The following is a 22200-nucleotide window of genomic DNA, read 5'->3' as shown; positions in this document are numbered from 1 at the left end:
CGCGCAGCGGCCCTCTGCTCCCCGACGACCAGCCACCGCCCGGAGCCTTGCCATGTCCACCCTCGCATCTGCGCGTTTCACCTTGTTCACCGCCTCGGCCGTGTGCGCCCTGATCATCCTCGACACCAACATCGTCGCCGTCAGCTTGCCCAGCATCGCCCGCGACCTGTCCGGTTCGTTCGCCGACATCGAATGGGTGGTCAGCGCCTACCTGCTGGCCTTCGCCGCCTGCCTGTTGCCCGCCGGCAGCCTGGCCGACCGCTTCGGCCGACGGCGCATGCTGCTGCTCGGGCTGGCACTGTTCGGCCTGGCTTCCCTGGCCTGCGGCGCCGCACCGAACCTGTTGTTCCTGGACCTGGCCCGCGCCGGCAAAGGCGTGGGCGCGGCGCTGCTGCTCACCGCCGCCCTGGCTGCCATCGGCCACCGCTTCCATGAGCCCGAAGCACGCTTGCGCGCCTGGGCCTTCTGGGGTGCCTGCATGGGCGCCACCATCACCTTCGCGCCACTGCTCGGCGGCCTGATCGCCAGCACCCTGGGCTGGCGCTGGATCTTCTACATCAACCTGCCGCTGGTGGCCGTGCTGGCGCTGATGGTGCTGCGCAGCGTCGAAGAGTCCCGCGACAGCGCCGCCGCACGCCTCGACCCACTGGGCAGCCTGACCTTCGCCGGCAGCCTGGGCTACCTGATCTGGGCACTGATCGACGCCAACCGGGTCGGCTGGGACAGTGCGCCCACCCTGGGCCGCCTGGTGATCGCCGCATTCCTGTTCGGCCTGTTCGTGATGGTCGAGCGCAGCCAGGCCCGGCCGATGATCGACTTGCAGCTGATGCGCAGCGGGCGGTTCATCGGCGCGTTGCTGGGCATGTTCGCCTACGCCGCTTGTGCCCAGGTGATGATGACCCTGCTGCCGCTGTACCTGCAGAACGGTTTGCAATTGTCGGCACTCGAAGCGGGGGCGGGGATGTTGCCGTTTGCCGTGGCAATGTTGCTGACGCCGCGGTTGGGGATGCGCCTGGCGGCGAGGTTGAGTGCGGCGCAGGTGTTCGCCCTTGGGCTGCTGCTGGTCGGGGCGGGCAACCTGGCCTGTGCCTGGGCGATCGGGGCAGGTGGCTATGGCGCTTTCGCCCTGGCCAGCCTGGTGTTGGGCGCTGGCGCTGGGCTGCTTAACGGGGACACGCAAAAAAACATCATGGCCTGCGTGCCCCGCGAACGCACCGGCATGGCCTCGGGGCTGAGCACCACCACACGCTTCGGCGCCATTGTGCTGGCCATCGGCATACTCGGCGGCATCCTGGCGGCGCGTAGTGGGCAATTGTTGCGCGAAGCCATGGCCGGCCTGGCGCCTGAGGTGCTGGGGAAGGTTGGGGACATGGCGACGCGGGTGGCGGCGGGGGATTTGCAGGCGGCGCTGGCGATGCTCGAGCCGGGCCTGCGCGAGGCGGCGGCGCCGTTGGCGCGGCAGGCGTTCATGGGCGGTTTTGAGGCGGTTTTGCAGGTTGCCGGAGTGGCGGCGTTGGTGTTTGCGCTGATCGTGGGTGCGTTGCTGAGCAGGCCGCTACCTGCCATGCAAGTGAGCGCAGTTCGCACATGAAGGCAAAAAATAAATGAGGTAATTTCTCATTCTCGTTCGGCATGTAGGAAAGGCCGAAATACAGGCCCATCTGCCTATCCTGCATACGGAGCGAGAAATGAGTTTTCCCCCGGTCCCACAGCGCCATCCCCTGAGCCGTGCCATCCAGGCAGCGGCCCTTGGCTTGATCGTCAGCAGCTGCGCGCTGCCGGCACTGGCGCAAACCTCGCCTGCCGAGCACAGCAACCCGGTGCGGCAGTGGAGCATCCCCGCTGGCCCACTGGCCCCTGCGCTTGATCGGTTTGCCCGTGAGGCCGGCATCAGCCTCTCGTTCGAAGCCGCGAGCGTGGCCAACCGCACCACGCGGGGCGTGAGCGGGGCGTTGGATATCCCGACAGCCCTGGCCACGCTGTTGCAGGGCAGCGACCTGCAGATCGACCAGCAAACCCCGACCGCCTTCCTGCTGGTCGAGCCACCCAAGCCTGCCGGCCCGCTGGAACTGGGCGCCACCGAGGACTATCGCCTGGCACCCGTGATCATCAATGCCAAGGTCAAGGTCGATGCCGGCGACGACACCGACTCGGTGGTGGCCAAGGAGCTGTGGGTGGGCGGCAAGGTGGCGACCAGCATCCTCAACACCCCGGCATCCGTGTCCGTAGTGACCCGCAAGGAACTGGAGCAACGTAGCGTCAGCACCACCGAGGAAGCCCTGCAGTACACCCCGGGCGTGGTCAGCGACTTCTACGGCACCGATGACCGCAACGACTACTTCCAGATCCGCGGCTTCCAGGCCACCACCTACCGCGATGGCCTGACCTTGAGTTCGATGCGCGGCGTGCGCGAAGACCCTTACGCCTATGAGCGCATCGAAATCCTGCGCGGCGCCAACTCCACCCTGTTCGGCCCGGCAGACCCGGGCGGCTCGGTGAACTTCGTCACCAAGCAGCCGCGCTTCGAACGGTCCGGCCAGGGCTACGTCACCTACGGCTCCTACAACCACCGCGAAACCGGCATCGACGTCACCGATGCGCTGAACGAAGACAAGACCGTGGCCGGCCGCTTCACCGCCAAGCTGCAGAACAGCGACCGCGAGTACGAGCATTCGCAGGACGACAACCGCTTCGTGATGGGCGGCCTCACCTGGGCCCCCAGCGACTACACCTCGGCCACGGTGATCCTCGACTACCTCAAGACCAACAGCTCGCCCAACAGCGGCGGCTACCCGCTGGACAAGGAATACGACCGCGACAAGTTCTACGGCGAGCCCAGCTACAACTACCACGACGTCGAGCGCACCAGCCTCAGCGGCAACATCACCCACGACTTCGACAACGGCTTCGTGCTGCGCGGCAACCTGCGCTACAGCGAGCTGACCGACAACTACGGCTACGTGTACCTGAGCGACTCCGCCGCCCGCGTGGGCACCAGCATCCCCCGCTACCTGCTCGGCACCGACAGCGATGCCAACCAGTTCAACGGCAACCTGATGCTGCAATACGACGCCCAGTTCGAGCATGTCGACAGCAGCAGCCTGGTGGGGGTGGAGTACCTGAACTCTTCGACCAAGGAAAGCTCGGTGTACAACCTGGTGTCGTCGATCGACCTGGCCAACCCGGTTTTCACCGGCGTGCCCGCCACGCTCACGCCCTACACCGCGAAAAAGAATGACGTCTCGACCAAGGCCGTGTTCCTGCAGCAGAACCTGTCGTTCTACGATCGCTTCATCGTCACCGGCGGTGTGCGCAACGACTCGATGGACCTGACCAGCAAGGGTTACAACCTCTTCTCCAGCCCGACGACCATCGATGAGCGCGACCACTTCTCGGCCACTTCGTACCGTGGTGCACTGACTTATATCGTCAACGACGAAGTGTCCACCTACGTGAGCATGGTGGAGTCCGTCTCGCCGCCCCAGGTGGGCGTGACCCCGCAGACCGGCAGGCAGTACGAGGTGGGCGTGAAGTATTCGCCTATCGAGATGGACGCGCTGTTCTCGGCGGCGGTGTATGACCTGACCCAGGAGAACGTGAGCATTGCCGTGGTGCTGCCGAGCGGCATCATCGAGCAGCAGACCGTGGGGGAGTCGCGGGCACGCGGGTTGGACCTGGAGGCCAAGGTGCAGGTGACCCAGGACCTGAGCCTGATCGGTGCGTATTCGTACATGAAGTCGGAGGTGATTCGCGGCACCTTGTATGACGGGAGTTCGCTCAAGGGGAATGAGTTCACCACGGCGCCGAACCATACGGCTTCGTTGTGGAGCTACTACAGCGTGCCGGGGACCGACGTGAGCGTGGGGCTGGGGGCGCGGTATGTGGGGGCGTATTTTATGGATGCGGCCAATACCAAGAAGACCGAGGGGACTACGTTGTTTGATGCGGCGTTTAACTACCGGATTGCCAAGGGGATGGATTTGGCCGTGAACGTGAGTAACTTGCTGGATGAGCAGCATGTGGTGGGGTCGGGGACGGCGAACTACTACAACCCGGGGCGGGAGGTTACGGCGAAGGTGAGTTATAGCTGGTAGGTGAGGCACTGCGATTATGTGTGAGGGTGGGCCCGCTTTGAAGCGGGCCCAGTTTATTTTTGAAGTGTCGAAACGCGCAGCCCGCTGATCGCTTTGACCAAGCCTCGTGTGGGCAAAGAGCGGCTCGAAGATCTTCGCAACCCTCCAAATAGCTCATGGATGTGCTAGTGGCATTTTGATATGGTTGCCGGCATTTCACAGGGATGGATAGACGCATGGCAACCGAATTGACAATGTCAACGCTCAACCAGGCACTGGATTGGGCTTTCGAAAAGGCGATGAACGGGATCCCGGGAACGGGCACGGCGCAGGAGTTTGCTGAGGAGTACATCAAGAATAATGATTGCCCTCTAGACGCCATGAACTCGCTGATCCGCTGGCAGAACACGAAGGCTGCTACGTCGGGCTTCCTTACCGGCCTCGGTGGCATCGTCACGCTCCCGGTAGCGATTCCGGCCAACCTGGCCAGTGTCATGTACGTCCAGTTGCGGATGATTACGGCGATTGCCTACATTGGCGGCCATGACCCTCTCGATGACCGCGTCAAGACGTTGGTCTACACCTGCCTGGCTGGTAATGCGGCAAAAGACATTCTCAAGGATGTTGGTATCAACGTGGCTAGCAAATTGGCCGTTACGTCGATCAACAAAATTACTGGCGCCACCTTGACCAAAATCAACCAAGCCGTGGGCTTCCGCTTATTGACCAAGTTCGGTAGCACTGGCGCTATCAACCTAGGGAAAGCTGTGCCTCTTCTGGGAGGAATCGTCGGAGCTGCTTTTGACTCTGTGACTACCAACACTGTAGGCAACGTTGCTCGCGATATTTTTATCGTGCCAGTGAAAGCTACCGAAGACGCTCAGGGGCACGCTTGATTTGATTGAGGCTGCGACGCTTATTGTGTGGGGCTTTTGGCTAAGCCAGTGATGCAGGTGGCAGAATTGCTGTGCGTTGTGCTCGCTCCAAGGTTGGGAGGGATAGCGCACAGTGGTCGTTTTGAGTTTTTCAGAGCGGTTATGCTTTTAAAGTGTTATACGAGCCGGGGGGATTTGAACAAAATTATTAATTTATTGATTAATATGCATAATTTTTAAATTTGCATTTCCTTGGAATACCTTTTGGAATACCAACTCTCGCGTGCCCAAGCCCGCCTCGGCGCAAGGTTGTGGGAAAAGGCGGGGTGCGAAAGGGACTGCCTGCGCCCTTTGGTCACTGGGAGTACGGGTCCTGATTCGGGGACGGGCTGAGCGAAATCGCTGCCAATTGTCTTGCCTAAGCTAAAGCGTTTCCACATTTCCAGCGTTAAGGCTTCCATAGGCATCGAGATGCTGGCCTCCTATCCGATGATATCCAGTACACTTGGCCCATCCCCAGCCAGCCAGCGGGGCAGGCTACCCGAACAGCTGCTCAAGATTTTTTCGAGTAAAAATGACCCTGATTAAATTAAAAGACCTTGAAGCCCACCTATGGCACGCCGCGCACATCATCACTGGCCCCATAGACGCTTCCGACTACAAAACCTACATTTTTCCGATCTTGTTTTTCAAACGGATTTGCGATGTATATGACGAAGAGTTTGAAGAGGTGCTCGCCAAGGTCGGAAGCGCAGAGCTGGCTCGCGAGAAAATCTTCCATCGTATCCAGGTTCCTTTTGGCAGCCACTGGGATGACGTGTTCGACAGGTCCCACGATATCGGCAAGGCACTCAAGGACGCTTTTCTAAGCATAGAGAAAGCTAACACCCAATTGCATGGGATCTTCGGAGATGCCAGCTGGACCAACAAAGACCGCCTACCGGATGAGCTGCTAGCCACTCTGCTCAATCACTTCAACAAAGTCGATCTAGGGGTTGCCAGTGTTCGAAACGACGATATGGGGCGCGCCTACGAATATCTGATCAAGCGCTTTGCCGACAAAGCCAACAAGAAGGCCGGCGAGTTCTACACCCCGCGGACTATTGTGCGGCTTATGGTCAACATTCTTGACCCCAGGGCGGGCGAAAGCGTTTATGACCCGGCTTGCGGCACGGGCGGCATGTTGCTGGAGACCATACACCACGTTCGAGAAAACGCGGGCGATCCTCGGCTGCTTAAGCTCAAAGGTCAGGAAAAAAATCTGACGACTGAAGCCATTGCCCGCATGAACCTGTTTCTCCATGGTCAGGAGGACTTCGAGATTGTTCGCGGCGATACCCTGCGCGAGCCCAAGTTTCTGAACCATGACCAGCTCGAAACCTTTGATTGCGTGATCGCCAATCCACCGTTCAGCCTCAGTGAGTGGGGACATGAACATTGGGCGGCGGACGCCTACAGTCGCAACAGATACGGCCTGGCTCCGAAAACCAACGGTGACTTCGCTTGGGTGCAGCACATGTTCGCCTCGCTCAATGCCGATGGGCGCATGACGGTTGTGCTGCCTCATGGCGTGCTGTTTCGCGGTGCTGCCGAGGGCCGCATCCGCACCAGTCTGCTCAAAGAGAACCGCATTGAAGCCATAATTGGTGTGGCCCCCAACCTATTTTACGGCACCACTATACCGGCTTGCATCTTGCTGCTGCGCAAGCAGCGCCCTGATGAGCATCGTGACCACGTATTGATCATCAATGCTGAGGAGATTTTCACCAAAGGACGTGCCCAGAACACCTTGAGTAATGCCCAGGCGGATCAGATTTACCAGATCTTCCTGGAGCAGTATCAGCAAGGTCCATGTGCCACAGCATTGGAAGGCCTAGCGCGATGGGTGCCACTGAGGGAAATCGTAGAAAACGACTTTAATTTGAACATCGCTAGCTATTTGCAAAAGCCGCTAGAAGAAGAAACCGCCAATGTTGAAGAGGCTCTGAGAGTTTTCCAGCAGAAGCTGGCTGCACTGGAGCAGGCTGAGCAGGAGCTGGAAGAACTTCTGATCAAGGAAGGATTTGAGCTATGAGCACGGATACGGGACTGACCAACTGGCACGGTGAAAAGGTGCGCAAGCAGGATATCGTCAACGCCAAGAACTATCTCACGGCAGGCGAACTCCCCGTTTTGGGCAACATGGTCGAGCAATACCTGGTGTCTTTCGAGGTGCAGGCCATGCGCCGGACTCTCATGTCCATGGCCGACTGGATGAAAAGGCTAAATGGCTTCCCCTTGAACGACCGCGGCATTCTCGAAAATGCTGGGTGGATCGCTCACGACATGGCCAAAGGATACGCCGAGTTCCAATATGAGCAGTTTAACCAGCAGCGCCACCATGAAGACGCCAACGGCGCTGAGTAACGCCTCGCTGACCTGAGGCAACTTGCTCATCAGCTATCAGATAAGACCAGAAAAAATGATTGAGTACCAGAAATACCAGGCCTCAAGCCTCGATAAAAAGAAACTCGAAGACCTCTTATGGGGCGCAGCCGAGTTCCTGCGTGGGCAGATCGATGCCTCCGACTACAAGCAGTACATCTTCCCGCTACTGTTCTATAAACGCCTGTCCGACGTTTACCTGGAAGAGTATGTCGAGGCCATGGAGGTCAGCGAAGGTGATGCCGACTATGCCGTCATGCCTATGTTTCACCGCTTCCATATTCCTCAGGAGGCGCGTTGGGAAAAGGTGCGCCACACTAGAAAGAATATTGGCGAAGCCATCCAAAATGCTTTGCGCCTGATCGAGACCCACAACGAACGCCTGCACGGCGTATTCGGCGACGCTCAGTGGACCAACAAGGAGCGCCTGCCCGATCACCTGCTGGCCGACCTGATTCAACACTTTAACAAGATCCCTCTGGGCATCAAGTCGGTGGCTCAGGACGACTTGGGCGAAGCCTACGAATACCTCATAAAAAAGTTTGCCGACGACTCCGGTCACACCGCTGCCGAGTTCTACACCAACCGTACAGTGGTTCACCTGATGACTCGTATCATGGGCCTCAAACCCGGGGAAACTGCCTATGATCCCACCTGCGGTACTGGCGGCATGTTGCTTAATGCAGTGATGGACCTACGTGCAGCAAGCAAGGGGCCTGCAGCGCAAAACCAAGAGTGGCGCAGCGTCAAACTCTACGGTCAAGAAGTGAACTTGCTCACCTCTGCAATCGCCCGTATGAACATGTTCCTGCACGAGATTGAAGAGTTTGAAGTTTTGCGCGGAGACACCCTGGCAGAGCCAAAGTTTATCGAGGACGATCAACTCAAACTGTTCGATGTGATTTTCGCCAACCCGCCGTACTCCATCAAAAAGTGGAACCGCGACAAGTTCGCTGCTGACCCCTATGGTCGCAACCTCTACGGAGTGCCACCGCAGGGCTGCGCCGACTATGGCTTTTACACCCATATCATCAAAAGTCTGAAGCCCGACACCGGCCGCGCCGCCATGCTATGGCCCCACGGTGTGCTGTTCCGCGACTCGGAGCAAGCCATTCGCAAACAGGTCATTGAGTCAGACATTATCGAAGCAGTGATCGGCCTCGGCCCCAACCTGTTCTACAACTCGCCGATGGAGTCTTGCGTGGTGGTGCTCAACTGCAACAAACCCACTGAGCGCAAAGGCAAAGTCCTGTTTATCAATGGTATCGAACATGTCACCCGCGAGCGCTCTCATAGTCGGCTCTCGGATGACGACCTGGCTGTGCTCACCGAAGCCTACTTTGCCCCGGGCAAGCAGCTAGCCATTACCGAGTTAGTGGATATCGAGACGATTCGCGAGAATCAGCACAATCTGTCGATTCCACTTTATGTGCAGACCCGCAGCGATGAAGAAGTGCACGATATTGAACATGCCATTGAAGCCTGGAAAATCAGCAGGGTTCAGCTAAAGAGGCAGACTATTAAGTTATTTAAAAGCCTCGCAGAAATGGGGTACGAGGTGAGCAATAAATGACAAAGCAGCAGTTGCCTGAGGGCTGGCAAACGGTAAAATTCGGCGATATTGCGAAACATATTTCTAAGCGCGTCGAGCCCAGCGAAACCGAACATGAAGTTTATGTTGGTTTAGAGCATCTGGATCCAGAGAGCTTAAAGATCAAGCGACATGGTGTGCCCAGTGATGTGGCTGGGCAAAAGCTTTTGGTTAAAAAGGGCCAAATTATCTTTGGTAAGCGTCGTGCTTATCAACGCAAGGTTGCCGTAGCGGATTGGGACTGTATTTGCTCAGCTCATGCGATGGTCCTGGAAGCAAAGCCGGAGAAAGTAGTTCCTGAGTTTCTGCCGTTTTTTATGCAGTCTGATGTATTTATGAATCGTGCGGTTTCTATTTCCGAAGGCTCTCTTTCTCCAACAATAAAATGGAAGGCGCTTGAGAGGCAAGAGTTCAAAGTGCCTACGAAGGAAAGGCAGCGGGCTCTTGTGGATGTATTTGCGTCTTTGCAGTTAAATATCTTTCATGTTCAGGATGCGCTAGTTGCTCTTGATGATTTGAGAAGGCGAATAATTAGCTCATTTTTGCAAAGAGGTCGAGAGGCTGGACTTGCAAGTGATATACCGAATGGAAGACTATCTGGTAGTTGGAAAATCGTTTCGCTCGAAGATATTTTTATAAATAAAGACAGTATGCGAGTTCCAATTAAGTCTTCTGACAGGAAGAAGATTTCTGGAGGGATCCCGTACTACGGTGCATCGGGAATCATTGATTATGTTGATAGGCACATATTTGATGAGCCTATATTACTACTTTCTGAAGATGGGGCTAATTTAGTCGAAAGAAAAACGCCTATTGCTTTCAAGGTCGAAGGTAAGTCTTTTGTAAATAATCATGCTCATGTGTACAAGCCTAAAGATGTTATTGATATTGATTATATAGTGGCTTTATTTGAGTGTATGGACATATCCCCGCATCTTACAGGTACAGCTCAGCCAAAATTGAATAAAAACAAGGCGGACAGCATACTTTTCCCTTACCCGCCACGCGACGAGAAGGTAAGCTTCGTCTCACTTATTAACTCGTTGACTCAAGAAAGGTTGATTCTTGAGGGTAAGCTGGCGGAGTTTTTCAGGCTTCGGAGTTTAGTTGGAAACGGTAGCGATATTGGAGATCAATAGTGTTTAGCGAACAAGCCGTCACCGAAAATGGAATTATCGACCGTTTAAAAAATTTAAGCGGGGTAAAGTGGAATTACTGCCACGGCGAGAGCCTGCCTAAAAAGGCGCAGGATATCTTTGTCGATGAGTGGCTCAAAGACGCGTTGTGCGCATTAAACCCAGCTATCGGTCAACAGCCGGATTACGCCGATGAGGTGATTCACAAGCTGCGCGGGGTACTGCTGGAGGCCCCGCATAGTGGCTTAGTCCGGGCCAATGAGAACTTCCAGACGTGGCTGCTGGCGGAGAAGACTTTGCCATTCGGCGAGAATGGTGAACACGTCACTATCAACCTGATCGACTTTGACAATCTCGACAATAACCATTTTGTGGTAGCCCAGCAGGTGCGCTATTTAGCGGCTGGCGAGGTATACTTCGATATTGTGCTGTATGTAAACGGTATCCCGCTGGTCGTCGGCGAAGTGAAAAGCGCCACTCGCCCCAGCGTCAGTTGGCAGGACGGTGCCGCCGATTTCATGGGCGGTAAGAAGCACTATTGGCAGCATGTGCAGGCCTTCTTCGTGCCCAACCTGCTGTGCTTCGCCAGCGAGGGAAGAACCTTTGCATACGGCGCGATCAATGCCGGCGTCAAGGATTGGGGACCCTGGCATCACACCGATCAGCGTGGGGATATTCCCACCACCTTGGCCTCCGTGCTGGCGAGCGCCGAAGGGCTATTGAATCCGCAAACCCTCTTACAGCTACTGGCCTCATTCGCGCTGTTTTCTACCCATAAAACTGGTAAAGACACGCCGCCCAAACGCGTCAAGGTGCTGCCACGCTACCCGCAGTTCGAGACGGCCAAACTGATTGTCGGGCGCGTCAAACAGGGGTACCCGAAAAAGGGGTTGATCTGGCACTTCCAAGGTTCAGGTAAATCTTTGCTAATGCTCTATGCGGCCAAGATGCTGCGTGCCGACAGCGAGCTGAAAAATCCCACCGTGCTGATCGTGGTCGACCGCCGCGACCTGGATAGCCAGATCAGCGAGACCTTCGGCGGCGCTGACGTAAAAAACCTGGTCAAGGTGCAGAGCTGCAAAAAACTCGGTGAATATATCGAGCAGGACAGCCGCGGTATCCTCATCACCACCATTTTCAAATTCAAAGATGTTGAGATTGATGAAAACAACCTGGCTGGCCTAAACAGTCGCAACAACATCATCGTGCTGGTGGATGAAGCCCACCGCACCCAGGAAGGCGGTCTGGGCGAGAAGATGCGCTGGGCGTTGCCCAACGCCCACTTCTACGGCCTCACCGGTACACCGATCTCCGGCATCGAGCGCAACACCTTCAAGCTGTTCGGCGCCGATGAAGACCCTGGCCGCTATATGAACCGCTACAGCTATAAACAATCGATCCGCGACGGTGCCACTAACCCGGTTAAGTTCGAGCCCCGTTTAGCCGAATTACGGGTCGACCGTGAGGCGATCAACGACGAGTTCGAGCAACTGGTCAAAGACAACAATCTGGACGACGACGAAAAGGCCGTCCTGTCCAAACGCGCCGGTAAGCTGGCAGTGATGCTCAAGGCACCGAAACGCATGGAGGCCATCAGCGCCGACATTGCCGAACACCTCACCAGCCATGTGCAGCCGAAAAAGATGAAGGCCATGGTGGTGGTCTATGACCGCGATGCCTGCGTGCAGATGTATTACCTACTTGGTAACAAGCTGGGTTTCGACGCATTGGAGGTGGTCATGAACCTCGACCAGGCTCCGGTGAAGGATGAGAACGGCAAGCTCAACAAGGACTGGAACAAGTGGAAGGAAGAGCTCGATCTACCGATCAAGCAAGCCGACTTTGAGCGCTGGCAGAAATTCGATGGTGAAGAGCAGGCGCAGAAAAGCCTGCTGGAAACCTACAAAGACCCGAAACAGCCTCTGCAACTGCTGATCGTGACTGCCAAGCTGCTGACTGGTTTCGATGCGCCGATCTGCTACTGCATGTACCTGGATAAACCGCTGCGCGACCATACCTTGCTGCAGGCCATGTGCCGCACCAACCGCCTGTATGAGGCGGACGGAGTGGTCAAACGTATGGGTCTGATCATCGATTATCTGGGCGTATTCGAAAACCTGCGAACGGCGCTGGCTTATAACCCGGAAGAGATCGACGGGATTGTCGAAGGCATCGAGAAATTCAAGGAGTTGCTGCCAGAGCAGTTGAAGCTGTGCCTAGCTTTCTTCCCGAACGTGGATCGCACCCTTGCAGGTTTCGACGGAATCCTGGCCGCACAGGAGTGCTTGCCGGACAATAAAAAGCGCGATGACTTTGCCGCAGCCTTTGGCGTGCTGGCCAAACTCTGGTCGGCCATCAACCCCGACCCTTTCCTGACGCCCTATCGCCAGGATTACAAATGGCTGGCGCAAATCTATGAATCAGTACGCCCGGTTGGTCAAACGGGGGCGCTGGTCTGGGCCGCGTTGGGGCCCGAGACCATCAAGATGATTCACGAGCACACCGATATCAGTCGCATACGTGATGACATCGATGAGCTGATCATGGATGAACACGCGATCTTCACCCTGACCGAGAAAGAGCAGGAAAAACGTGCCCGTCGGCTGGAAATAGACCTGATGGGACGTCTGCGCGGCCATCGCGAAGCTGTATTTGTCGAGCTGGGCGAGCGCTTGGAGAAATTGCGCCGAGAATACGAAGCGGGTGTAATCAAAGCCATCGATTGGCTCAAGGGCCTACTGGATGCCGCCAAAGATACGGTGCAGGCCGAGCGTGAAACTGGTGACGCGGTGGTAACGGAAGCAGACAAGAAGCAGGCACTGACCAAACTCTTCTTGGAAACGCGTCCGGAAACCACGCCGAAGCTAATTGGTGATGTGGTTGAGCAGATCGATAAAATTGTGAACGCTACTCGCTTTGAGGGCTGGCAGAACTCCAACAGTGGCCCACGCGAAATCCAGAAAGCACTTATGCTGACTTTGGCGCAGTTTGGCCTAAGCAAGGACAAAGAACTGTTCGAGAAGGCATATTCCTATATTGAGGAACATTACTAAATCGATGATTACGTGCGGCCAAAGGATAAAATTGGCTAAGTGCCATTGGCGTGAAGATGCTTGGGGCCATAAAATTCTCGCATTTTATTTCCGTCGGGCTTGATGTGCGGCTTTTGGTCGTGGCGGGAGGTTACGACCAAAAGCAGTTCCTCGCGAATATAAATGTGTAAATCGCTTGGGGGCTGCGCCTGCTGTATACAAAGAGCTGCGTATACACATTGAAATGTGAAGTCTTTCCTTCACGAGTGGAGCTTCAAGTCATGGTCCGGACTTTGGCTGAGCAGGTTTCTTACGGACTGTTTTCTTCTTTGTACCGGTTGTTTTATTTTTGGCGGCTTTTGCTGCAGTTTTCTGGGCGATACTAGCAAGGTGAGCGGCAGATTCCGGAATATGCATTAGCTTTACCCCGTAGCCATATGAGCTAATGGTCTTTCCGTAGTTCTGTAAGGTTACTTTACTGAAAAAAGGTATATCTAGAGCTGTTGAGGCGGGACCATCAATGATTGCGTAAATTACGTCATTGCCGCGTGCTTCGAAATTAACAGGGATTGCGTCAAATTTATTTTTTTCTAGTTGTAAGTTTACATCTTTTACAAAGCCTGGCTCTCTCACCATGAGGGTCGAGGCCACAAAGCCTTGCGCGAAGAGATGGCTTAGCGTCGATGAACCACGGCCGCGTTTAACATGGATAAACTCCCCTCGCTCAGTTTGAGTTTTCACTCTGTAGATGTCGCAGACCTCAATTTTATCATAGCTACCACCAAATTTTATCATTTGCCTGTCAAGCATTGCGTGGGAACTCTGGGCTTGAGCGCAAACGTACTCATTGTAGGGACCTTCGCCAGCATGCGAATACTCTGCGAAAGGTGGCGCGAACGGCTTTCTCGGTAGTTCCGAGAAGTACTTTTCCACCGCAGTCTGGAAAGATGCTTCTACCTTAAACCAGTTTCCTGTATTTAAAATATATAAGTTCGCATCGTGCTTGACTTCCGCGTAGAGGCATTTAAAAGCAGGGAATGGTCTAGGAGGGCTGCCGTTCGAAAGAATGAGAAAAATTTCGCGTCGCTTAAGGGTGTCTAAATTTGCTCCTTGTCTAAATGTAGACAAAAATCTTTCCAAATCTAGCACTGGGTCGATATCGTCACTGTCAGGTGATCTTTTGTAAGCAAACCCTGTGACGGAGGTCCAGTCTATTATGTCTGGTATGGCGAGCCACATGTTTTTGGTTTGACTAGAGGATAGAGATTGCCAAAGTTTGATGTCGAGTTTTTCGGAAATATCTTTGTCTTTGACCGGGAGTAAGTTTTCAACCCAAGAAAACTCGCTGGCATGTCCATCTGCATCTTTCGCAAGATAGTCTTTAGAGGTGGATCTCTCTAATGCCAGCTGCAGGAAGCTTCCTAGGTCAGAGAGATCTATCGCAACAGATGCCTTGAATGAATCAATCCCGGCTATTATTTTTCCAAAAATATCTGAATAGGCGCTTTTAGTGTGCCCTACTAGTCCGCGAAGCAAGTCCTGCTCAGCATTAATCATGTAATCTGAGACAGATGCTGCTTTGATCGTCTGTGTCCTGCTCAGTCGTGGGGATGCATCAAATGTTTGACGATCAATAGATGCTATCTTGTCTGGTGAGACACTGTTTAGAACGACCTTTATACCAAATCTATCCTCGATTAACCTTGGCTCGATCAGGTAGCGCCCATATCCAAAAGAGATAGCAAACTGACGAGCGCCATTTTTCACAATCAAAATGGCCGAAATGCTCTTATTCGTCCATTTGGATGTTTTGACTCCTTTATCTAAACCCTTCTGAATGAAATTCAACCATTCTGGAGCGGCCTCTATAAAAGGTTTTCGAATGAAAAGAGTGCCATACTCCCCTTCAGGCCCAAGAGGATACTGTTCAGTGCCAATTTTTTTAGGTTTTCCATTGGAACCTATGGGGCTTGCTATGAAATCTTTATCTGTCCACTCAGAGGCCGAGTTCGATGCCTCTTTGAGTAAGTAAATATTCAGCGTAATCCGTTTGGGCTTTCCTGTGCTCATCAACGCTCCTCCTAAGCTTTGCGACCAAGTTTTTAGCTTTCGCCTGATAGGTCCATAGGTTTGGGGTATGGCCCTTGGCCATGCGTCAGCTTACTTCAGAACCGGCGAAACTGTCAGCAGCTGCTTTCATGGATTTACTCGCCCGATTACCGTACGTGCTTGGCCTTTACCCATCCTCATCAAGATCAACACGGCAGTGAGTCGATAGTAGTATCGGCTGGCTACAGAGTGATCTTTCAGGTATTGGTGAAGAAACCAGCGCACATGCTTTAGCTGCCAAGTCCACGGATTGTCTCGATTCCATCGCCATTGGATGGCTGCCTGCATGATTCGCGCTTGCCGTAGATGTCGTTGCTGGGTGCTCTTCGAACCGGCCAGGACTCCGCTGAGGAACAGCGCTATATCAAAGGGTTTGGTCATGATCGGCCACCAATGTAGGCCGACACCACATCAATCCGGTAGTGTCCAAGTTCAAGGCTGATCTGTTGACGCGCCCACCAATCAAGACCGCGGTCGATGTGGCAGCCGTGGCTGTCATTGACTGGTGCAGCACGGCCGGTGAGTTGCGTGTAACGTTCGCAAGCGTAGGCCGCGCGCAGTTCATGAAAGCCCTTTATCCCGTGCTTATGCAGAATTTCGCGAGCTGGGAGCACCGTCCGTTGTAAGAACGCGGCGTAGGTTTCGGCACGGTGCAGTAAGTTGTGGCTGCCGATCGGCGATGCGTTGCGTGCCAATAGGAGTGATGCTTTGACCTCTTCATTGGCGATGATCCAACGCGGCGCTGATACACCGCTTCGCCCGCCTTTGGTGCCGTCCTGGATATTGATGCGACCAAGCGACTCGGCCTCGTGGTGCAAGCGCGGCAGGTTCGCCAGGATCGCTTCGCGCAGGCGCATACCGGTAGTCCTGGCCAACATGATGATAGCGGCCACCCGTTGGTGTTGGTGTTCCACCAGCGACAGCGCCACTCGCTGTACGTCCTGATAATCTTGGCCGTCCGGCACACGGGTGCGTACGTTGGAGCGGTGTTGTCCCAGCGCCTGGCTCGGGCTGATGACTCTCACGTCCTGATCACCGCGCAGCGCGGCGAGGGTTCGGTTAACGCTGCTCAGGCGGTTTTGCGCGGTGGCGATGCACAGTTCGCCTTGCTGGATCTGCTGGCGCAGGTATGCGACGTAGTCCTCCAGCGTCTGTCGATCTATCTGGCGTGCATCGTTGTAACCGGGGCCGTCCTCCGATCGGCACCAGCGCACGAAGGCTTGCCAGCGATCGCTGTGTGCTTTGACGGTGGCGAAGTGGCCGCCGGCAAACAGATCTTCCAGTGCCTGCCGACCGGCGTAGCTCAGTTGGCGACCGTAGCCAAAGTTGCGACCGTCACGCCGACCGACCAGCGCCATTGTCTTCACCTTGATCATTGGTTTGTAGGAGCAGCAGTAGGGCTTTCCAGTGGGGGCCGATGGTGTCCAACTGTCCCCAGTGTGCTGGGCGGATGAGGAGGGTATTTTCGCGGCGTTGCAGCAAAGCCCCTTCTTCTTGCAACTGCTCGATAAGCCGAGCGAGGTCGGTTGACTCAGAGGCTGGAGCGGCGACAGCGGCGACACTGGCGACAACCCCCGCCGTATCTGGATTGGCACGTGGCGACAAAGTGGTGGCAGTGACAGCGACACACCGTAACTCGGTCGGCGAGCGATGTTGCGCTCGATAGCGGCGCACGGCGTCATTGAGTCGGAACATGGCGCACCTCGAATATGTCCCCGTCATTGTCCAGCCAGTTATGGGCAACCAGTTGCAGCAATAACTCGAAGGTGTGCCGAGTGCTTTTACGGGCAAAGCGGGGGCCGTTGCGCGTAAGGTCGCGCAGGCGAAACGGTGGCCAGTTCTTCTTTATCAACCAGCGCAGCAGGCAATCAGCCTCTGCGCGAAGCTTATTCAGTGGTTCCTGTTCAGTCAGGCGTTGGTTCTCGGCCAGGTAGTAGTCCATCAGCGTGGAGGCGCGCTGAATGTGCATGTCTTCCAATACAGTCGATTCCTCAACCACCGCCATCACACCAGCCATGCGTAGTACGTTCGCGGCGGCTTTGCTCGCTGCAGCTTGGACGTTGACCAGCTCGCCGAACTCCCCTGACTCGCATTCGATGGTGTCGTGAATGGCAATCCATGCTTCACGGGCGCTGGAGCTCAACTCTATGACCGCAGGTGTGAGGCCACCATCTGTATGCCGTGACCAAGGCTTCTGCATCAGAGCGGCAATGCGCTGCTGGTACAGGTGCACCTTTGGATCTCGGGTCAGGTCGATGGCTTTGTACAGCCGTTGTCCAACCAGACGCTCCGGCCAACTGATCAGACAGCGTCCCAGGATGCCCTGGTCTTTGATATCAGCGTCCTGCAGCAAGCGGTCAGCCATGCGGGGTTGCAGCATCAAGTGCATGCTGAGGCGGCGATCATAGGCACGCAGACTTTCCCCAGCCATCGCGCGCGACCGATCAATCGGGCTACCGTCCCACAGCGTCGACAAGTGAGTGATGGCCTTGATCATGTTGTCCTTGTTCATAGTGCTGCCGCCCAAAAACTGCCCGCCTTCATCGCTGAACAGCCCCATGCTCGGCAATCCAAGGCAGAGGTTTTTGACCAGGCCCTCAATGGTCGGCTCAGCACTGAGGAGTCTCGGTTGGACGGGTTCAGGTTGGGCGTCCAGCGCTAGCTGTGCTGACTTTTTCGAGGTTGGCGATTTCGCGGTGAGGCTCATCGCAGCTCGGTGCGCCTTGAGTTGTTCGCCGTAGGCGATCCACTGCTGTCTCTCCCAGTCGCGTACGGCCTGCAGCGCAATATGGTCCACCGCGCTTTTGCGATCACCCGAGCAAGCCACCGTCAGCAAGTACAGCGACAACGGATAGATTCGGCCGTCGAGGTGAACATTGGCGTGCGCCTGGCTCGCCAAAGCTGCCGTGGCCAGAACGGATTGCGCGGCCATGGCGCAGGGCACGCCGATCACATCGGCCATGCTCTCCACGGCAGGACCCAATAAATCGCCCAGCGCCTCGACCGGGTAGGGTAGGGGCCTAATCTGCTGTTCCAACAAGGGGCGTGGTGGCCCTTGTACTTCGCGCAGTTGCATAGCCGTCCTCCATAAATTACCGACCTCTCCCTCACTTCATCCCGCCAAGAATGTTGAGTGTTATCAGGGATCAAGGCCCCTGCGACCTGTGAGGGTGTCCACTGACGCGGGACTGGCGGCTCCTTACGACCGGGAGCAAGGGCATCTCATGATCTGGCCTCCTGAGCACCGTTACCGGTGGGCGGGTGGGGGCTGCATTGGCTGACGAGACCAGTGCCGCGAGATCCTGAGCCATGTGCAAGCAGCAATGCGATGACCGAGGCATGCCTGACTGTCAGTCAGGTGCAGTCCATTCCCTGGTCTGCGGCACCATCATCTACAGCGCTGTTGCTGGTGACATCGGCGTTTGTCACGCCGATTGTCACGAGGGGAATAGCCGCAAAGCCATGTGCGATGAGGGCTGCAGCAGTGGTAGGAGCGCCCGTCTCTTTTCTGGAAAAAGAGACGGGCGAACGGTTGGCGCAAAAACGTTGGCCGAGCAGGTTCGTTGCTGCAGGGCTAAAGGGTTAGCGGGCAGCCGCACTGGGCGGATTGTTTAGAGGGCGTCCATCATTCTGGCGAATGACCGTGCGAGCCTCCGGGCGCGAATCGCACTTAGGGATGAACCACCGGGTTACCGGCATGACCTTGAAGGTTCTGGTCATCTGGGGTGCTGCCTAAGGCAGCGCTTTGAACCTTCGTTCTATCGGTCACCGCGGCATGGGTCAATCGGTGGCGAACACATGGAAATGCGCCAGATTCCACCTCTGGCGTGCTTTGGAAGTCGGTGGGTGTCAGTGGCAGAGTGGCCGTTTGTCGCTTTTCTAGTGTTAGCCCGTGAGCATGGGGATGCGAAGCCTCCCCATGCTCACGGGCTTAGCCGGAGAAGCCAAAATCGAGGCGAGTTGGCGACTGTCGCCAGCCGCTCAGACGGCAAGGATGGAGATGGCACGCGGTCTGTCGCCAGTGTCGCCGTTGTCGCCGCCCTATCGGATGGGTACTACGTTCCGATCCCTGGCCACATTCATCGTGCTGGCCGAGAGATTACCCGTCGACGCCTTCAGAATGTACTCGCTCCACCAAGCCATCATCGGCCGCCGTCGCTCGATGTAGTCGGCTCGGTTGTAGGCACTGCGCACCTCGTCCTTGTCGACGTGCGCCAACGCCACTTCGATGAGCTCCGGGTCCCACCCATGTTCATTCAATATGGTGCTGGCCATCGAGCGCATGCCGTGGCTGACCAAACGGTCCTGGAAGCCCATGCGTTTCAACGCCATGTTTGCGGTCTGGCTATTGGCATGAGTACGAGGGTTTCGGTCTGCGGGGAAGACGTATTCCCGGTGACCGCTGTGGGACTTCAGTATCTCCAGCAAAGACATGGCTTGATCGCTCAACGGGATGCTGTGCGGGCGGCGCTTCTTCATCCGCTCCGGCGGGATGGTCCAGACACGCCTCTCAAAATCGATGTCTGCCCAACGAGTAGTCGCCGCCTCGGCTGGGCGAGTCATGGTGTGCAACTGCCATTCGATCAGGCAGCGGGTCGTCCGTTTGATACTGGCGTTCGCTATTTCCAGCATGAGTTCAGGAAGCTCCTCGGGTGGTAGCGCCGCCATGTTTTCTTTCTTCGGTTTCTTGAATACCGCCCGAATCCCGCTTAGCGGGTTCGCGAAAATAATTCCCGAATTGACCCCGTAGGTCATGATCTCGTTGACGCGCTGGCTCAGCCGCTTCACCGTTTCCAAGCTGCCTTTGGCTTCGATAGGGCGAAGGATCTTTATCACCATCGGTGCGCTGACTTCCGAGATCGGAGTCGACTTCATGTTCGGGAAAACGTGCAGCGTGAGTGAGCGCCAGATGTCCTCGGCATAGGCCGGCGTGACCGAGTCCTTTTTCAGCTCGAACCAGGCGGTAGCTACTTTCTCGAACGTATGTTCCGTCTCGGCTAGCTTGGCCTGCGCGAGATCATTGCGCTGAGCTTTTGGATCGATCCCCTGCGCAAGTACTTCCCTAGCCTCAACCGCTTTTCGCCGAGCTTGCGCCAGAGAGACCTCAGGGTAGGAGCCGAGCGCCATGTTGATTCGATTTTTGGTGACCGGATGCCTGTAGTTGAAATTCCACTGCATCGAGCGGTTGACCCGGACTCGGAGCTGGAGGCCGTCGCCATCCGTGAGGACGTAGTCCTTGTCTTTGGGCTTGACCGCCTTGAGCTGGCGGTCGGAGAGACGAGCTGTTTGAGCGCACATGGGACGAGCTCCATGACACCTTTTGGTATTCCCAAGATTAGCCCTGGGTAGCCGGGAATACCACCGGGAATACCGGGGTGGCTGGAACTCAAAAAACCGTTGCGGCCCTCAAAAGAGCAGTAAACCCTTGATTTCACTGACTTCCAGGCACAAAAAAAGACGTCCGTGGACGTCTTTGATTGATCATTTGGTGGAGCCGGGGGGATTTGAACCCCCGTCCGCCAGTACTCCGCTGTCGGTACTACATGCTTAGCCGTGTCTACTGATTTAATCCGCAGCCGCCCGACGGGCAGGGTGCTTTGGATGAGTTGGGTAAGTTTTAGTCGCTTCGCCCCCAACGTGCTGCACGACGATCCTGTTCTGTATGACAATCATTTCGGGTTTACAGGCATCCCCTGATGATTGCTGGAGCCGAAGCTACCAGGAGGACGGGCTCAGCTGCTTACGCAGCGAGAGCGTAGCCCTCGTAGTTTTTGTCATTGGCAACTATAGAAAGTTGCAACAGTGGATTTACGAGTTCTGTTACCAACTCGGCATGCACCTAGAGTTTCGCTACCGGCGTCGAATCCTAATCGGCCCCACACTCAGCTCTAGCTGACCGTACCTTTCGGCACGTTGGCGGAGTATACGCGCTTGAGCGGGCGGCGTCGACTGTCGCCCGCTCGCGCAGGGCTCAGGTACCGCTGCCGCTGCCTTTTTCGGCTTTCTCCAGGCGTTCTAGCACCTTGCTGGTGATGGCGATGCAGCCTTTGGTGTCGCCGGAGGCTTGGGCGGCTTTGGCTTCGTCGACCTGTTCGGTCACGGCTTTGTCCATGCCTTCGGACGTGGCGCCGGCGGTGGCCATGGCGTCGTCGATTTTCTGCAGGTTGAGGGCGCACAGGTCATCGGCGGCGAATACGGGCGAGGCCAGCAGGGTGGCGGCCGCGAACAGGGCGGATAGCGCAGTACCTTTCATGGGTGTCTCCTCGTGAGGCCTCGGGAAGGTGGGCCTGTTGGGTGGACTGCGGGGGGGTGGTGAGGGTTCAAGTGGATTGAAGGCGAGGGCTTTGCCCTCGAATCGCCGGCAAGCCGGCTCCCACAGGGGCCGGCGTTGGGTTTGGGGTCAGTGGCCCATGCCGATTTCCAGGTCGTCGATCAGGGCCTTGGCCATGGCGCTGAGGATGCGGGCGGTGCCGCCGGCGGTCAGGTCGCCTTCCATCTCGGCTTCGCAGGTGAGGTGGCGGATGCAGCCGAGCAGGACCGACAGCTCGCTGAAGGCGTGCTGGAAGGGGATGCCGGGCTGGATGCTGTAGAGCTCCAGGCAGGTGGTGACGCCTGCGGTGCTCCAGTGGGCGGAGGGCTCGGTCATGGCTGCGCTCCTGTTTCGTAGCGGATCAGGGGGTAGAGCAGCTGGTTGAGGTAGATGCAGGTGTCCAGCAGGGTGCGGCGCTGTTCTTCGCTGTTGGTGTCGAAGTAGAGGTCGAGGACTTCGCGTAGGCAGCCCATCAGGGCGGTGGCTTCGGTGCGGGCGGCTTCGGGGGTGAGGTCGGGGGAGATGGACAGGTAAGGGAAGAAGCGGGGTGGGTCGGGGACGATCGTTTTCATGGTCAACACTCCTGCGCAATTCAAGAATGCTGCCATCCAGGCCTTTCTCACGGGACAAAGGGTGGCAGCCGTGCACGG

16 protein-coding genes and 1 other RNA gene are annotated in these 22200 nt (G+C 56.3%); 8 read left to right on the top strand and 9 right to left on the bottom strand.

Translation table 11 applies throughout. The annotated features are described in order from the left end of the window. Positions 1-52: 52 nt before the first annotated feature. From L6D77_RS15220 to L6D77_RS15185, 8 genes are all read left to right on the top strand, one after another. Positions 53-1591, top strand: coding sequence for an MFS transporter (locus tag L6D77_RS15220; RefSeq protein WP_236170084.1), 1539 nt, complete (start codon positions 53-55; stop codon positions 1589-1591). Positions 1592-1688: 97 nt separating this feature from the next. Next, positions 1689-4094 (top strand): TonB-dependent siderophore receptor, encoded by a 2406-nt coding sequence (locus tag L6D77_RS15215; RefSeq protein ID WP_236170083.1) that lies wholly within the window; start codon positions 1689-1691, stop codon positions 4092-4094. A gap of 215 nt (positions 4095-4309) precedes the next feature. Then, positions 4310-4969 carry an EcsC family protein gene (locus tag L6D77_RS15210; RefSeq protein WP_236170082.1) on the top strand — a complete coding sequence of 220 codons (660 nt, stop codon included), beginning with the start codon at positions 4310-4312 and terminating at the stop codon, positions 4967-4969. Positions 4970-5522: 553 nt separating this feature from the next. Next, positions 5523-7022: a type I restriction-modification system subunit M gene (locus L6D77_RS15205; RefSeq protein WP_236170081.1), complete on the top strand. Its 1500-nt coding sequence runs from the start codon at positions 5523-5525 to the stop codon at positions 7020-7022. After that, a complete protein-coding gene (gene rhuM / locus L6D77_RS15200) occupies positions 7019-7354 on the top strand; it encodes a RhuM family protein (RefSeq protein ID WP_236170080.1) in 336 nt (111 codons plus the stop codon). The genes L6D77_RS15205 and rhuM overlap by 4 nt, the downstream gene beginning before the upstream one ends. Before the next feature lie 22 nt (positions 7355-7376). Beyond that, a complete protein-coding gene (locus L6D77_RS15195) occupies positions 7377-8945 on the top strand; it encodes a type I restriction-modification system subunit M (protein WP_373870588.1) in 1569 nt (522 codons plus the stop codon). Continuing rightward, positions 8942-10102: a restriction endonuclease subunit S gene (locus L6D77_RS15190; RefSeq protein ID WP_236170079.1), complete on the top strand. Its 1161-nt coding sequence runs from the start codon at positions 8942-8944 to the stop codon at positions 10100-10102. The genes L6D77_RS15195 and L6D77_RS15190 overlap by 4 nt, the downstream gene beginning before the upstream one ends. Next, positions 10102-13152: a type I restriction endonuclease subunit R gene (locus L6D77_RS15185; RefSeq protein WP_236170078.1), complete on the top strand. Its 3051-nt coding sequence runs from the start codon at positions 10102-10104 to the stop codon at positions 13150-13152. Before L6D77_RS15190 ends, L6D77_RS15185 begins: the two co-directional genes overlap by 1 nt. Before the next feature lie 258 nt (positions 13153-13410). Here L6D77_RS15185 and L6D77_RS15180 read toward each other — a convergent pair whose 3' ends face one another. The 9 genes from L6D77_RS15180 to L6D77_RS15140 all read right to left on the bottom strand — a co-directional run bounded on the left by L6D77_RS15180 (position 13411) and on the right by L6D77_RS15140 (position 22122). After that, entirely contained in the window at positions 13411-15201 is a 1791-nt protein-coding gene (locus L6D77_RS15180) for a TIGR04141 family sporadically distributed protein (RefSeq protein ID WP_236170077.1), read from the bottom strand. Positions 15202-15327: 126 nt separating this feature from the next. Continuing rightward, positions 15328-15621: a hypothetical protein gene (locus L6D77_RS15175; RefSeq protein WP_236170076.1), complete on the bottom strand. Its 294-nt coding sequence runs from the start codon at positions 15619-15621 to the stop codon at positions 15328-15330. Continuing rightward, positions 15618-16598, bottom strand: coding sequence for an integrase domain-containing protein (locus L6D77_RS15170; RefSeq protein ID WP_236170075.1), 981 nt, complete (start codon positions 16596-16598; stop codon positions 15618-15620). The genes L6D77_RS15175 and L6D77_RS15170 overlap by 4 nt, the downstream gene beginning before the upstream one ends. Before the next feature lie 320 nt (positions 16599-16918). Then, a complete protein-coding gene (locus L6D77_RS15165) occupies positions 16919-18316 on the bottom strand; it encodes a YfjI family protein (RefSeq protein ID WP_236170074.1) in 1398 nt (465 codons plus the stop codon). A 965-nt stretch (positions 18317-19281) separates the two neighbouring features. Continuing rightward, on the bottom strand, positions 19282-20538 hold the full coding sequence (locus tag L6D77_RS15160) for an integrase domain-containing protein (protein WP_236170073.1): 1257 nt from the start codon (positions 20536-20538) through the stop codon (positions 19282-19284). Positions 20539-20726: 188 nt separating this feature from the next. Then, positions 20727-21118, bottom strand: a transfer-messenger RNA (tmRNA) gene (ssrA, locus tag L6D77_RS15155). A gap of 93 nt (positions 21119-21211) precedes the next feature. Continuing rightward, complete coding sequence (locus L6D77_RS15150) at positions 21212-21493, bottom strand: hypothetical protein (protein ID WP_232885554.1); 282 nt, start codon at positions 21491-21493, stop codon at positions 21212-21214. A gap of 147 nt (positions 21494-21640) precedes the next feature. Next, a complete protein-coding gene (locus L6D77_RS15145) occupies positions 21641-21886 on the bottom strand; it encodes a DUF3077 domain-containing protein (RefSeq protein ID WP_232885553.1) in 246 nt (81 codons plus the stop codon). Further along, positions 21883-22122: a hypothetical protein gene (locus L6D77_RS15140; protein ID WP_232885552.1), complete on the bottom strand. Its 240-nt coding sequence runs from the start codon at positions 22120-22122 to the stop codon at positions 21883-21885. Before L6D77_RS15140 ends, L6D77_RS15145 begins: the two co-directional genes overlap by 4 nt. Between the last annotated feature and the right edge of the window lie 78 nt (positions 22123-22200).

Source organism: Pseudomonas parasichuanensis, from assembly GCF_021601385.1.
GTDB lineage: Bacteria > Pseudomonadota > Gammaproteobacteria > Pseudomonadales > Pseudomonadaceae > Aquipseudomonas > Aquipseudomonas parasichuanensis.
The sequence above is the reverse complement of the archived record's forward strand: the minus strand, read 5'-3'. Positions and strand labels throughout refer to the sequence as shown.